Genomic DNA, 13,481 nt, shown 5'->3' on the forward strand with positions numbered 1-13,481 from the left:
GGGGCTCAGCGGTACGGGAGTTGACCGGCCCTCGGCCGACAGGCCCACAGCCGGTCCAGCCCTACGGCGTGACCTCCGGGGCGATCCCCGCCCGGTAGGCCAGGACGACAGCCTGGACGCGGTCGCGCAGGTCCAGCTTGGTCAGGATGCGGGAGACGTACGTCTTGACGGTCTCCGGGCTGAGCACCAGTTCCGCCGCGATCTCCGCGTTCGACAGGCCCGTGCTGATCAGCGTCAACACCTCGTGCTCGCGCGGCGTGAGAAGTCCCAGGCGCTGGCGTTCCCGAGCCGCGCCGGGGCCGAAGTCGCGGGCCCGGCCCGGTGCGGGCACCGGTTCGCCGGGGGACCGTACCCGTCCCGCGAACTCGCCGATCAGCGTGCGCGTCACGGCGGGCGCCAGTAGCGACTCACCGCGGGCGACGGTCCGTATCCCGTTGACCAGTTCCGCGGGCGGCGCGTCCTTCAGCAGGAACCCGCTGGCTCCGGCGCGCAGAGCCTCGTACACGTAGGCGTCCACGTTGAACGTCGTGACCACGAGGATGCGCGCCCCGGTCGTCGTGCCGGGGCCGGCGAGCTGCCGGGTGGCCTCGATGCCGTCGAGCAGGGGCATCCTGATGTCCATGACGACGACGTCGGGCCGCAGCGCCTTCGCCGCCTCGACCGCGGCGCGGCCGTCGGCGGCCTCGCCGACCACCTCCATGTCGGGCTGGGCCGAGAGGATGGTGCTGTAGCCGGCCCGCACGAGGGCCTGGTCCTCGCAGACCAGCACCCGGATCGGGGCGCCGGGGCCGGCCGCGCGGTGCGGTGGCGGGGCGGACGGCTGCGGGGGCTCTGCGGTCACGCGTCACCTCGGGTGGGTATCCGGGCCCGGACCGAGAACCCGCCGTCGCCGCGCGGGCCCGCGGCGAACGTCCCACCGAGCATATCGACCCGGGTCCGGAGCCCCCGCAGCCCCCGGCCGCCCGAGAGGTGTTCCCGGCCCGGCGCCGTAGGTGCGACCTCGTCGGGCCAACGGGCCTCTCCGGGGCCGTCGTTGCTGACGTCGACCTCGACGTGTTGCCGGTGGTGTCCGACGGTGACGCGGGTACGCCGCCCGGGCGCGTGCTTCACGGCGTTGGTGAGGGACTCCTGCACGAGCCGGTACACGGCCAGTTCCGCGCCGATCGGCAGCGGCGCCCTCTCGCCCTCCTCGACCAGCTCGGCGGGGTGGCCGCCCATCCGGGCCTGCTCGACCAGGTCCCGCAGGTCGCCGCGGGCGGGTGCCCGACCGTCCGGCGCGGCCTCACCCGTGGCCTCCAGCACGCCGAGCAGATACCGCAGTTCGGCCAGCGCGCGCCGGCCGGTCCCGCTGATCGCGGCAAGCGCCTCCGTCACGCGTTCCGGCGCGTCCATGAGGAACGGAGCGGCATCGGACTGCACCACCATGGCGGTCACGTGATGCGTCACCACGTCGTGCAACTCCCGTGCCAGACGGCTGCGTTCCGCCGCCGTGGCGGCCAGCTCCGCGAGCCGTCGCCGTTCGGCCCCGGCCGCCTCGCGGCCCCGCACGACGGTGCCCGCGGTCCAGAAGGCGGCCAGCACGAGCCCGATGACCACCCAGTCCGGCAGCCGTTGCGGCGAGCCGAGCCGGTGCAGGACGACGCAGAAGACGACGTACGCCGCCACCGCCGGCACCACCAGCAGGCGTCGTCGGCGGTCGGCGTTCGCGCCCACCGAGTACAGGGCGACGTAGAGCCCCAGGCTGCCGAACGTCTGCGGCAGCCCCAGCGACTGGTGCGCTGCGAAGGACAGGCCCACCAGCGCGAGACACAGCGCGGGACGGCTGGTGCGCAGGACCAGTGGCACGGTCTGCCCGAGGGTCAGCAGCACCGCGAGGACGGGCGCGTGCCGGGTCGGCAGGTCCCCGAACTGGGCGCCGACGCTCCCGGCCAGGGGCTCGGTGAAGGACAGGACGGTGAACACGAACGCCAGCTCCCGGTCCCGCGCGGCACGGGGACGCCCGCCCCACCACGTCTTCGCCGCCCACCACCACCCGGCGCACGCCGCCGCCGCCCGCACGACCGGCTGGGGAAGGCGGGGCGCGGGCGCCGGACGACGCGGCGGGCCAAGATCCCCGGCCGCGGGCGCCCGGGCCGGTGCGGGACGCCGGCCGGTGGCGTCCGGATCCGGCGACGGCGTGCATTGCGAGCTCACGGCTCTCACTGGTCGTCCTCACACGTACGGCCGGGCCGCGGTGGGGCGGCCACGGGAAGGGGGCGCGGGCCTGCGCCCGCCGAAGATATCCGCGGGCGCCGCCTCGGGCATCCCCCGTGAGTGGACAGTGCCGGGCCTCTGCCCCCGAACGCCCGGGACGACCCGGACCGGCGGACCCGCGTCGGGGTTCGGCGGTTGCCGCATGACGGCTGTCACGCGCGGTCACTATGCTCGCCTCAGGCCGGACGCCCGAGGCAAGGGGCGCACCGCCCTGACGCCGCGTCGCAGCTGACCGTGGAACACAAGTAATACAACCGGTTGGACCTTGGAAGATGATGAGAGAGGTCGTCGCGACCCGCTACGTCGAACCCCTGCGCTCCGGCGGCTCCGTGCCCGGGATCGTCGAGGCCGACGACCTGGGCACCTACGTCGTGAAGTTCACCGGCTCCGCGCAGGGCCACAAGGCGCTGGTCGCCGAGGTGATCGTGGGGGAGCTGGCGCGCGCCCTCGGGCTGCGGTTCCCGGAGCTGGTCCTGGCCCACTTCGATCCGGCGCTCGCCGCGCACGAACCGCACCAGGAGGTCCGCGACCTGCTGGACTCCAGTGACGGCCTCAACCTCGGCATGGACTATCTGCCGGGGGCCGCGGACTTCACCCCCGAGGTCGCGAGGACCTTCCCGGTCGATCCGCTGGAGGCGGGCAGGATCGTCTGGCTGGACGCCCTGACCGTGAACGTCGACCGCACGGTCCACAGCTCGAACCTGATGATCTGGCCCACCTTCGGGACCGTGCCGCCGCGCCTGTGGCTGATCGACCACGGCGCCGCCCTCGTCTTCCACCACCGCTGGGACGCCTCGGACCCGGAGAAGGCCTACGACTTCCGCCACCACGCCCTCGGGCGCTACGGTCCCGACACCCGGGCGGCCGACGCCGAGCTGGCGCCCCGGGTGACCGAGCGGCTGCTGCGCGACATCGTGGCGGAGGTGCCGGACGCGTGGCTGCGTGGCGAACCGGGCTTCGCCACGCCCGGCGAGGTCCGGGACGCCTACGTCCGCTACCTCGCCGCCCGCGTGAAGTCCTCCGCGGCCTGGCTCCCCACCGACTTCCCCAGCGGGGAGGAGATCGCCGCCGAGGAGGCCCGGCGCGCAGCGAGGACGCGGCAGGGCCGGCCGAACTGGCTCAAGCGGGTCCCCGACCTGCACGGCGAACCGGCGGCGGAACAGGACTGGTCGGTGCACCTGCGATGACGGAGCGGACCGCGGACGCCTGGCGCGTCCAGATCGAGTACTGCACCCAGTGCCGCTGGCTGCCGCGCGCGGCCTGGCTCGCACAGGAACTGCTGACGACGTTCGAGTCCGAACTGACGGAGCTGTCGCTGAAGCCCGGCACCGGGGGCGTCTTCGTCGTCCGGGTGAACGACGAGGTCGTCTTCGACCGCCGCGAGCAGGGTTTCCCCGAGCCCACGGCCGTGAAGCGGCTGGTCCGCGACCGGGTGGCCCCGGGCAGGTCCCTGGGCCACTCGGAACGGACGGCGGCGGACTGACCCGCCCGGCCCCGCCCGGCGCCGGAGCGGCTCAGCCCCTCAGCTGCTCGTAGGCGGGCAGCGTCAGGAAGTCCGCGTAGTCCTCGTCGAGGGCGACCTCCAGCAGCAGGTCGTGGGCCTGCTGCCAGTGCCCGGCGGCGAAGGTCTCCGGGCCGAGTTCGGCGCGGAGGTTCCGCAGTTCCCCGGCGGCGATCTCGCGGGCCAGCTCGGGGGTGGCGGCCACGGTCCTCCCGTCGTGCTCGAACTCGACGCCCGCGTTGATCCACTGCCAGATCTGCGAACGGGAGATCTCGGCGGTGGCCGCGTCCTCCATGAGGTTGAAGATGGCCACGGCGCCGAGGCCGCGCAGCCACGCCTCGATGTAACGGATGCCGACCTGCACGGCGTTGACGAGTCCGTCGTACGTGGGCCGGGCCGCAAGCGAGTCGACGGCGATCAGGTCGGCCGCCTTCACCTCGACGTCCTCGCGCAGCCGGTCCTTCTGGTGCGGCCTGTCGCCCAGGACCCTGTCGAAGCACTCCATGGCGATCGGGACCAGGTCGGGATGGGCGACCCAGGAGCCGTCGAAGCCGTCGCCCGCCTCGCGGTCCTTGTCCGCCCGGACCTTCTCGAAGGCCACCTTGTTGACCTCCGGGTCCCGGCGGGAGGGGATGAACGCGGCCATGCCGCCGATCGCGTGCGCGCCCCGCTTGTGGCAGGTGCGGACGAGGAGTTCGGTGTAGGCCCGCATGAACGGGGCGGTCATCGTCACCGCGTTGCGGTCCGGCAGGACGAACTTGGCGCCGCCGTCACGGAAGTTCTTCACGATGGAGAACAGGTAGTCCCAGCGGCCCGCGTTCAACCCCGAGGCGTGGTCGCGGAGTTCGTAGAGGATCTCCTCCATCTCGTACGCGGCGGTGATCGTCTCGATCAGCACGGTCGCGCGGACGGTGCCCTGCGGGATGCCGACGTGTTCCTGCGCGAACACGAACACGTCGTTCCAGAGCCGGGCCTCCAGGTGCGACTCGGTCTTCGGCAGGTAGAAGTACGGTCCCTTGCCGAGGTCCAGCAGACGCCGGGCGTTGTGGAAGAAGTACAGCCCGAAGTCCACGAGGGCGCCGGGGACCTGACCGCCGTCGGCGTCGACGAGGTGCCGCTCGTTCAGGTGCCAGCCGCGCGGGCGCATGACGACGGTGGCGAGTTCCTCGTCGGCCTTCAGGGCGTACGACTTGCCGGAGCCCGGGTCGGTGAAGTCGATGGCGCGGGTGTAGGCGCCGATCAGGTTGAGCTGCCCGAGGACCACGTTCTCCCAGGTCGGCGCGGAGGCGTCCTCGAAGTCGGCGAGCCACACCCGGGCGCCGGAGTTGAGGGCGTTGATCGTCATCTTGCGGTCGGTGGGGCCGGTGATCTCCACCCGCCGGTCGTTCAGTGCCGCGGGCGCCGGGGCGACCCGCCAGGAGTCGTCCGCGCGGACGGCGGCGGTCTCCGGGAGGAAGTCGAGTGTCGAGGTCCGGGCGATCTCGGCGCGGCGCTCGGCGCGGCGGGCGAGGAGCTCGTCACGCCGGGGCGTGAACCGGCGGTGCAACTCGGCCACGAAGGCCAGGGCCGCCTCGGTGAGGACCTCCTCCTGCCGGGGCAGGGGCTCGGCGTCGACGATGGCCAGCGGGGACGGCGCTGGTGCGGACATGAGCTGTCACTTCCTTCAGCGGGCGTGGCACCGGGTGCCAGTCGGCCTGGGTACGGCGGGCGGCGCCCGCGGAGCGGTCAGGCGCTTCTGATCAGTGGATAGTAGTTTCCTCATGGTGGAAGTTCAATGTTTTGTTGATGTCGAGATTCTCCGGGTCGAGGCAAGGTGGCGCACAGTGCCACCCCGTTCACTCAAGGTGGACCAGGTCCGCCTTGGTGTCGATGTCGTACGGCCGTGCCACGTCCGCGCACTCCACGAGGGTGATCGCTCCCGCGTGCTCCTTCAGGTAGGCGCGCGCCCCCCGGTCCCCGGTCGCCGCCTTCGCCACGCCCGCCCAGTGGGCCGCCCCGAACAGGACGGGGTGGCCGCGCACGCCGTCGTAGGCGGCCGACACCAGCGAGTCCTCGCCCTCGCAGGCGGCCAGCACCCGGCCCACCGCCTCCGGGCCGATGCCGGGCTGGTCGACCAGGCAGACCAGCGCCGCCCGCACCCCTGTTCCGGTGAGCGAGTCGAGTCCGGCCCGCAGGGAGCCGCCCATGCCCTGCTCCCACCGCGGGTTGTCCACGAGCACGTAACCGCCGAGGTCCGCCCGCTCCCGTACGGCGTCCGCCTGAGCGCCCAGGACCACGTGGACGCGCGTGCAGCCGGCGGTGCGCAGGACGGCGGCCGCGTGTTCCACCAGGGGGCGGCCCCGGTGTTCGAGCAGCGCCTTGGGCCGGCCGCCCAGCCGCCGCCCGCCGCCCGCGGCGAGGAGCAGTCCGGCGACCTGGGGTTCGTCGTGAGTCATGCGTCCTGCATACCCGACAGCCGGGAAGGTCCCGGGTTCCGGCGGGCTGAATTTCGGTCCGGGCGGTGGCGCGGGGGCACCGGGTGGCGTTTACTGACCCGCGTCCCCCAGGCGCCCGGCCACTTCCCGCGGGCCGCCGGCGGGGATCACCGCGCAGGGCCCGGCGGCGCCGGGCGTACCTGCGCACCGGGGTGCGTGAGGGGGCGGCTGTGTTGCGAAGCGTGGGGCAGAAGCCGGTGACCGGCAGGGAAGACGATCCGAGGGTGGCCGGACTGCGGACCGCGGTGTCCCGGTTACGCCGTCAACTCGCCGCGCATCCCGCCGAGTTCCCCGACCGGGCGATCGCCGAGGACGAACTCGCCGCGCTGGCCGCGATGGCGGCCCACGGCATCCCCGAAACACCGCGGCTGCGCCGGTCGTTACTGCTGATCGCCGGGGCGATCGGGTCGGTGAGCGCGCTGTCCCGCGGGCTGACGGACGTGCGCGACGCGGTGGACCTGTTCATGGATCCGCCGCATCGCTGAGGCGCCCCCCGGATCTCCACGGCCGGCGCATCCCGCGCCCGGGGGCGTGACCGCCGTGCTGCGTCCGAGCAGGGGCGCCCCCACTCGGCGCGACGGCCGGAAACGGCCGGAAGCCGCCTAGGCCGCCGGCCCCGCGCTCGCCAGTGCCTCCGACAGCTCCGCGGCCACCTGCTGCAGTACGGGGACGATCCGGTCCGTCGCCGCCTCCGTGACCCGTCCCGCCGGGCCGGAGATCGAGATGGCCGCGGCGGTGGGGGAGTCGGGTACCGAGACGGCCAGGCAGCGGACGCCGATCTCCTGTTCGTTGTCGTCGATCGCGTAGCCGGCCCGGCGCACCTCCTCCAGGGCGGCCAGGAAACCGTCCGGAGTGGTGATCGTCTTCTCCGTCGCGGCGGGCATGCCGGTCCGGGCGAGCAGGGCGCGCACCTCGTGGTCCGGGGTGTGGGCCAGCAGGGCCTTGCCGACGCCGGTGGAGTGCGGCAGCACGCGCCGGCCGACCTCGGTGAACATGCGCATCGAGTGCTTGGACGGCACCTGCGCCACGTACACGATCTCGTCGCCGTCCAGCAGGGCCATGTTCGCCGTCTCGCCGGTCTCCTCGACCAGGCGGGCCAGATAGGGGCGGGCCCAGGTGCCGAGCAGCCGGGCCGCGGACTCGCCGAGCCGGATGAGGCGGGGGCCCAGCGCGTACCTGCGGTTGGTCTGCTGGCGGACGTACCCGCAGGCCACGAGCGTGCGCATGAGGCGGTGGATAGTGGGCAGCGGCAGCCCGCTGCTCGCCGACAGCTCGCTCAGCCCGACCTCGCCGCCCGCGTCCGCCATCCGCTCCAGCAGGTCGAAGGCGCGCTCCAGGGACTGGACGCCCCCACTGGCGGAGGACTTGGCGGAGTCGGTGGTGCTGGCGCTGGACGTCGGCACGGCGCGTTCCTTTCGGGCGGGCGGGAAGGGCAGAAGCCTACCCGCCGGCCGGTTGACTCCCGGCGTGGACGTACCTACCTTCTGCTTGCTGGAATCCTAATTCCGCTGGGCGGAAACGTCCAGAGTCGGTGCCGGAGGCGCACTGTGGAGAAGTGTGCCTCTTGACTGGGGTGCGGGTGGGAGTGAAGACTCCTTCAACAGAAAGTTGAATTCCGTTACGTGGAAGTAACTTCCGTTTCCCGGAAGTAACGTCCGGCGCGGCGGCGGCAGAGAGGGGTCCTGGTGTCCGACGTCAGCGGCGCAGAACTGGTGCTGCGCTCGACCCGCGTCATCACCCCGGAGGGAACGCGGGCCGCCTCGGTCGTGGTCACCGGGGGCACGATCACCGCCGTCCTGCCGTACGACGCCCGAGTGCCGCCCGGCGCACGCCTGGAGGACCTCGGCGACGACGTCCTGCTGCCCGGCCTGGTGGACACGCACGTGCACGTCAACGACCCCGGCCGGACCGAGTGGGAGGGCTTCTGGACCGCCACCCGCGCGGCGGCCGCGGGCGGCATCACCACCCTCGTCGACATGCCCCTCAACTCCCTCCCGCCGACCACGACGGTCGACCACCTCCGTACGAAGAAGGCGGTGGCCGAGGAGAAGGCGCACATCGACGTCGGCTTCTGGGGTGGCGCCCTGCCCGGCAACGTCAAGGACCTCCGCCCCCTGCACGAGGCGGGCGTCTTCGGCTTCAAGGCCTTCCTGTCGCCGTCCGGCGTGGACGAGTTCCCGCACCTCGACCAGGACGGCCTCACCCGCTCACTGGCCGAGATCGCCTCCTTCGGCGGCCTGCTGATCGTGCACGCCGAGGACCCCCACCATCTGGACGCCGCCCCGCAGCGGGGCGGCCCCCGGTACGCCGACTTCCTCGCCAGCCGCCCGCGCGACGCCGAGGACACCGCGATCGCGCACCTCCTCGCGCAGGCGAAGCGGCTGGACGCGCGGGTGCACGTCCTGCACCTGTCGTCGAGCGACGCGCTGCCGCTGATCGCCGCCGCGCGGGCGGAGGGCGTCCGCGTCACCGTCGAGACCTGCCCGCACTACCTCACCCTCACCGCCGAGGAAGTCCCGGACGGGGCGAGCGAGTTCAAGTGCTGCCCGCCCATCCGTGAGGCCGCCAACCAGGACCTGCTGTGGCAGGCGCTGGCGGACGGCACCATCGACTGCGTGGTCACCGACCACTCGCCGTCGACCGCGGACCTCAAGACGGACGACTTCGCGACGGCCTGGGGCGGCATCTCCGGCCTCCAGCTCAGCCTGTCCGCGGTGTGGACTCAGGCCCGCAGGCGGGGCCACGGTCTCGAGGACGTCGCCCGCTGGATGTCCTCGCGCACGGCCGGCCTGGTCGGTCTGGACCGCAAGGGCGCCATCGAGGCCGGCCGCGACGCCGACTTCGCGGTCCTCGCCCCCGACGAGACGTTCACCGTGGACCCGGCGGCCCTCCAGCACCGCAACCGCGTCACGGCGTACGCCGGCAAGACCCTGTACGGCGTCGTGAAGTCGACCTGGCTGCGCGGCGAACGCATCGTCGGCGACGGCGAGTTCACGGCACCGAGGGGCCGGCTGCTCACCCGTACCCCCTGATCCGACCCGCCCCGCACCCGCAGCGGCCGACTCCCGAAAGGCAGACCTGATCACCGTGACGGCGACCGAGAGCTTCACCGGAGACGCGCACCCCTACGGAGGCGGCGACCCCTACGCCGACTACCGCACGGCGGACTTCCCCTTCACCCGGTACGCCGACCTCGCCGACCGGCGGCTGGGCGCCGGTGTCGTCGCCGCCAACGACGAGTTCTTCGCCGAGCGCGAGAACCTCCTTGTGCCCGGGCCGGCCGAGTTCGACCCCGAGCGCTTCGGCCACAAGGGCAAGATCATGGACGGCTGGGAGACCCGGCGCCGCCGCGGCGCCTCGGCCGCACACCCCTGGCCCGCGGCCGAGGACCACGACTGGGCGCTGGTGCGCCTGGGCGCGCCCGGCGTGATCCGCGGGATCGTCGTCGACACCGCCCACTTCCGCGGCAACTACCCGCAGGCCGTGTCCGTGGAGGGCACCTCGGTGCCGGGCTTCCCCTCGCCGGAGGACCTGCTGTCGGACGAGGTGAAGTGGACGACGCTGGTGCCGCGCACCCCCGTCGGCGGCCACGCGGCCAACGGGTTCGCCGTCTCGCTGGAGCAGCGCTTCACGCACGTCCGCGTCAACCAGCACCCCGACGGCGGCATCGCGCGCCTGCGGGTGTACGGCGAGATCGTCCCGGACCCGGGATGGCTGGCGTCGCTCGGCACCTTCGACGTGGTCGCCCTGGAGAACGGCGGCCGGGCCGAGGACGCGTCGAACCTCTTCTACTCGCCGGCCTCCCACACCATCCAGCCGGGCCGCTCCCACAAGATGGACGACGGCTGGGAGACCCGCCGGCGGCGCGACCACGGCAACGACTGGATCACCTACCGGCTGGTCGCGCAGGCGCGGATCCGCGCGGTCGAGATCGACACGGCGTACCTGAAGGGCAACAGCGCGGGCTGGGCCTCGGTGTCGGTGCGCGACGGCGAGGAGGGCGACTGGACCGAGCTCCTCCCGCGCACCCGCCTCCAGCCCGACACCAACCACCGCTTCGTCCTCCCGGCCCCGGCGACCGGCACCCACGCCCGCCTGGACATCTACCCCGACGGCGGCATCTCCCGCCTCCGCCTCTTCGGCTCCCTCACCGAACAGGGCGAATCCGACCTGCGCACCCGCCATGGGGAGCTGGACGGCTGACGGTGCCTCCCAGCCGGGCGGCCGCTTTCCAGCCCGTCCGGCGCGAGGATGCGGAGGCTGCGCCTTTCGACCCGCACGGCGCGAGAACGCGAGGGGGCAGAGCCTTCCGACGCGTACGGTGCGAGGACGCGGGAGGCAGTACCTTCCGGCTCGTACGGCGCGAGGGCGGGGGCAGCGCCTTCCGGCCAGTGGGGCGCGAGGACGCGGGAGGCAGCCCCATCCAGCCCGTCCGGCGTTTGAGGACGAGGCCGTCCAGGCCGAACGGGGGTCCGGGGGCGGAGCCCCCGGGGGACGGGACAGGAAGGAGCGCGGCGGGGCCCACCCGCCGACCCCACAGCCGACGAGCCCGGGCACCGGCATCCGCACCCGTATGGCCGGAACTCTTCCCTCCACCCCGCACGTTCTCCCCACGTGACCCTTCGGCAAGAAATCGTCGGCAACGCCATGCAGATGGCGATCGTCAACCTGCACCCCGGCCAGACCGTGTACTGCGAGGCCGGCAAGTTCCTGTTCAAGACGACGAACGTGACCATGGAGACCCGCCTGTCCGGCCCGTCGAACAGCGGCGGGCAGGCACAGGGCGGCGGCATGGGCGGCATGCTCCGCACGGCCATGCAGGCCGGCCAGCGCGCTCTGGCGGGGGAGTCGCTGGCGTTCCAGTACTTCACCGCGCAGGGCGCCGAGGGCACCGTGGGCTTCGCGGGCGTGCTGCCCGGCGAGATGCGCGCCCTGGAGCTGGACGGCACGCGCGCGTGGTTCGCGGAGAAGGACGCCTTCGTGGCGGCCGAGGCCACCGTCGACTTCGGGATCGCGTTCCAGGGCGGCCGTACCGGCGTGAAGGGCGGTGAGGGCTTCGTCCTGGAGAAGTTCACCGGGCACGGCACGGTGATCATCGCCGGCGCCGGCAACTTCATCGACCTCGATCCGGCCGACTTCGGCGGGCGCGTCGAGGTCGACACCGGGTGCGTCGTCGCCTTCGAGGAGGGCATCCGCTACGGCGTCCAGCGCATCGGCGGACTCAACCGCCAGGGCCTCATGAACGCCGTCCTGGGCGGCGAGGGCCTCTCCCTGGCCACCCTGGAGGGCAGCGGCAGGGTGATCCTCCAGTCCCTCACCATCGAGAGCCTCGCCAACGCCCTGCGGAAGGCGCAGGGCGGCGACAAGCAGGGACCGACCGGCGGCCTGTTCTCCTCGTCCGCCGGGTGACACGCGGCGCGGGCCCGGCAGATCGACCTCCCGAAAAGACCCTCGGCCTGATCGATCACCGCGCCGAGCCGCGGCCGCCCGGACGGAGGCCGTCGGGACCGGCTCGGCCATTCCGCGGCCGGATCCGCGGTCAGCGGACCCCGCGGCTCTCGGCGACGGCGAACAGCGCGAACCCCAGCACCACGAGGACGGCACTCGCGTAGATCTCGTGACCGTCCAGGAACCCGAACCGCTGCACGAGACCCAGGTGCCAGTGGGTGACCTCGTGCAACAGCCCCAGCACGCCCTGCACCAGGGCGATGAATCCGAGTAGTTCCAGCAGCCGCTTCATGGAGAAGACCCTGGCCCCGCGGACCCTCCACACGCATCACTCCGCGGGGCGAGGCACGTCCGACGGAAGTATCCGGACCCCGGCGGGGCCACGCCGAAAGTCGACGGCGCCGCGACTTCGGTCGCGGATCCCGCCCACCGGTGGGTGACACGGGCCGCCACTGCATAGATTTGTCGACCGTGACGGAAGACGAGACCACACGGTCACGGCCGGTGCCGGCGAACGATGCGGTGCCCCTGCCGCGCGACGAGCCGCAGCTGCGCGGCTGGCTGCTGCCCTCCGCCGTGGTGCACGCGCTCGACCCCGAGGCCGCGCGGTCCGGGCGACGGCCCCGGCGCACCGCGCGGGACTGGATCGTCGACTTCTCCTGCTTCTTCCTGGCCGTCGCCGTCGGCCTGCTCGCCGCCCACTCCCTGACCGACGAGCACGGACTGCCGCCGTCGCTCGCCGTCGCCGACCAGCTCGTCGGCGCCCTGGCCTGCGGCGCGGTCTGGCTGCGCCGCAGATGGCCGGTCGGCCTCGCCGTCGCCATGATCCCCGTCGGCCTCGTCTCGAACACCGCGGGCGGCGCCGGCATGGTCGTCCTGTTCACGCTCGCCGTGCACCGGCCCTTCCGGTACGTGGCCTGGATCGGCGGAGTCTCCCTCGCCCTGGTCCCGCTGTTCTACTGGATGCGCCCCGACCCCGACCTGCCGTACGCGGCGGCCGTCGCGCTCACCGTGCTGCTCACCCTCACGGTCATCGGCTGGGGCATGCTCGCCCGCTCGAAACGGCAGCTCATGCTGAGTCTGCGGGACCGGGCCCGGCGCGCGGAGACGGAGGCGCGGCTGCGCGCCGAGCAGGCGCAGCGGCTCGCCCGCGAGGCCATCGCACGCGAGATGCACGACGTGCTCGCCCACCGTCTGACGCTGCTGAGCGTGCACGCGGGCGCTCTGGAGTTCCGGCCGGACGCGCCTCACGCGGAGGTGGCCCGGGCGGCCGGTGTCATCCGGGAGAGCGCGCACGAGGCGCTCCAGGACCTGCGGGAGATCATCGGCGTGCTGCGTGCTGCCGGGGCCGACGACACCGGCCGGCCCCAGCCGACCCTCGCCGCACTGGACGCGCTCGCCGCCGAGTCCCGCGAGGCCGGCATGAAGGTGACCCTCGACAACCGCGTCACCGACCCGGCCGGCGTTCCGGCCTCGGCCGGCCGCACCGCCTACCGCATCGCCCAGGAGGGTCTCACCAACGCGCGCAAACACGCCCCCGGTACGGAGGTCACGGTCCGGGTCACCGGTGCCCCGGGCGACGGGCTCGTCATGTCCGTGAGCAACCCCCCGCCCGACGGCCCGGTGCCGCCCGTCCCCGGCTCCGGGCAGGGTCTGATCGGCCTGACCGAACGGGCCACCCTGGCCGGGGGCCGGCTGGAGCACGGCCCGGCTACGGACGGGGGCTTTCGGGTGTCGGCCTGGCTGCCGTGGGGGTGAGCGTGCCGTGACACCGCGCCAGACGCCCCCGCCGAACCCGCCGTGCA

13 protein-coding genes are annotated in these 13,481 nt (G+C 73.4%); 7 read left to right on the forward strand and 6 right to left on the reverse strand.

What is annotated here, in order from left to right; all coding sequences use genetic code 11:
* Positions 1-61: 61 nt before the first annotated feature.
* Positions 62-769 (reverse strand): response regulator transcription factor, encoded by a 708-nt coding sequence (locus tag ABZT03_RS22315; protein WP_356041937.1) that lies wholly within the window; start codon positions 767-769, stop codon positions 62-64.
* 68 nt (positions 770-837) lie between these two features.
* Positions 838-1,962 (reverse strand): histidine kinase, encoded by a 1,125-nt coding sequence (locus ABZT03_RS22320; protein WP_356041863.1) that lies wholly within the window; start codon positions 1,960-1,962, stop codon positions 838-840.
* Between the two features lie 563 nt (positions 1,963-2,525).
* Here ABZT03_RS22320 and ABZT03_RS22325 point away from each other — a divergent pair.
* Both ABZT03_RS22325 and ABZT03_RS22330 read left to right on the forward strand, forming a co-directional pair.
* Complete coding sequence (locus ABZT03_RS22325; protein WP_356041865.1) at positions 2,526-3,440, forward strand: HipA family kinase; 915 nt, start codon at positions 2,526-2,528, stop codon at positions 3,438-3,440.
* Positions 3,437-3,736: a SelT/SelW/SelH family protein gene (locus ABZT03_RS22330; protein ID WP_356041867.1), complete on the forward strand. Its 300-nt coding sequence runs from the start codon at positions 3,437-3,439 to the stop codon at positions 3,734-3,736. The genes ABZT03_RS22325 and ABZT03_RS22330 overlap by 4 nt, the downstream gene beginning before the upstream one ends.
* A gap of 31 nt (positions 3,737-3,767) precedes the next feature.
* On the opposite strand, the gene aceB is transcribed toward ABZT03_RS22330, so the two are convergent.
* The gene (aceB, locus tag ABZT03_RS22335) at positions 3,768-5,402 is read right to left on the reverse strand and encodes a malate synthase A (protein WP_356041869.1); all 1,635 of its coding nucleotides are present in this window, start codon (positions 5,400-5,402) and stop codon (positions 3,768-3,770) included.
* A gap of 187 nt (positions 5,403-5,589) precedes the next feature.
* Positions 5,590-6,189: a nucleotidyltransferase family protein gene (locus ABZT03_RS22340; RefSeq protein ID WP_356041871.1), complete on the reverse strand. Its 600-nt coding sequence runs from the start codon at positions 6,187-6,189 to the stop codon at positions 5,590-5,592.
* Positions 6,190-6,398: 209 nt separating this feature from the next.
* Between ABZT03_RS22340 and ABZT03_RS22345 the strand changes: the two genes are divergently transcribed.
* Positions 6,399-6,713, forward strand: a complete 315-nt coding sequence (locus ABZT03_RS22345) for a DUF5955 family protein (protein ID WP_356041872.1) — start codon at positions 6,399-6,401, stop codon at positions 6,711-6,713.
* Positions 6,714-6,830: 117 nt separating this feature from the next.
* Here the strand turns inward: ABZT03_RS22345 and ABZT03_RS22350 are convergent, their stop codons facing one another.
* Positions 6,831-7,631 carry an IclR family transcriptional regulator gene (locus ABZT03_RS22350; protein WP_356041874.1) on the reverse strand — a complete coding sequence of 267 codons (801 nt, stop codon included), beginning with the start codon at positions 7,629-7,631 and terminating at the stop codon, positions 6,831-6,833.
* A gap of 282 nt (positions 7,632-7,913) precedes the next feature.
* On the opposite strand from ABZT03_RS22350, the gene allB reads away from it, so the two are divergent.
* The 3 genes from allB (at position 7,914) to ABZT03_RS22365 (ending at position 11,637) form a co-directional block, all read left to right on the forward strand.
* Positions 7,914-9,260 carry an allantoinase AllB gene (gene allB / locus ABZT03_RS22355; RefSeq protein ID WP_356041876.1) on the forward strand — a complete coding sequence of 449 codons (1,347 nt, stop codon included), beginning with the start codon at positions 7,914-7,916 and terminating at the stop codon, positions 9,258-9,260.
* 55 nt (positions 9,261-9,315) lie between these two features.
* Positions 9,316-10,431 (forward strand): allantoicase, encoded by a 1,116-nt coding sequence (alc, locus tag ABZT03_RS22360; RefSeq protein WP_356041877.1) that lies wholly within the window; start codon positions 9,316-9,318, stop codon positions 10,429-10,431.
* Positions 10,432-10,842: 411 nt separating this feature from the next.
* Positions 10,843-11,637, forward strand: coding sequence for an AIM24 family protein (locus ABZT03_RS22365; RefSeq protein WP_356041878.1), 795 nt, complete (start codon positions 10,843-10,845; stop codon positions 11,635-11,637).
* Between the two features lie 130 nt (positions 11,638-11,767).
* Here the strand turns inward: ABZT03_RS22365 and ABZT03_RS22370 are convergent, their stop codons facing one another.
* Positions 11,768-11,968, reverse strand: a complete 201-nt coding sequence (locus ABZT03_RS22370; protein WP_356041879.1) for a hypothetical protein — start codon at positions 11,966-11,968, stop codon at positions 11,768-11,770.
* A 212-nt stretch (positions 11,969-12,180) separates the two neighbouring features.
* Between ABZT03_RS22370 and ABZT03_RS22375 the strand changes: the two genes are divergently transcribed.
* Entirely contained in the window at positions 12,181-13,434 is a 1,254-nt protein-coding gene (locus ABZT03_RS22375; RefSeq protein WP_356041880.1) for a histidine kinase, read from the forward strand.
* Positions 13,435-13,481: the final 47 nt, after the last annotated feature.

The sequence above is a fragment of the Streptomyces sp. NPDC005574 genome (assembly GCF_040605435.1).
In the GTDB taxonomy this organism is placed as follows: Bacteria; Actinomycetota; Actinomycetes; order Streptomycetales; family Streptomycetaceae; genus Streptomyces.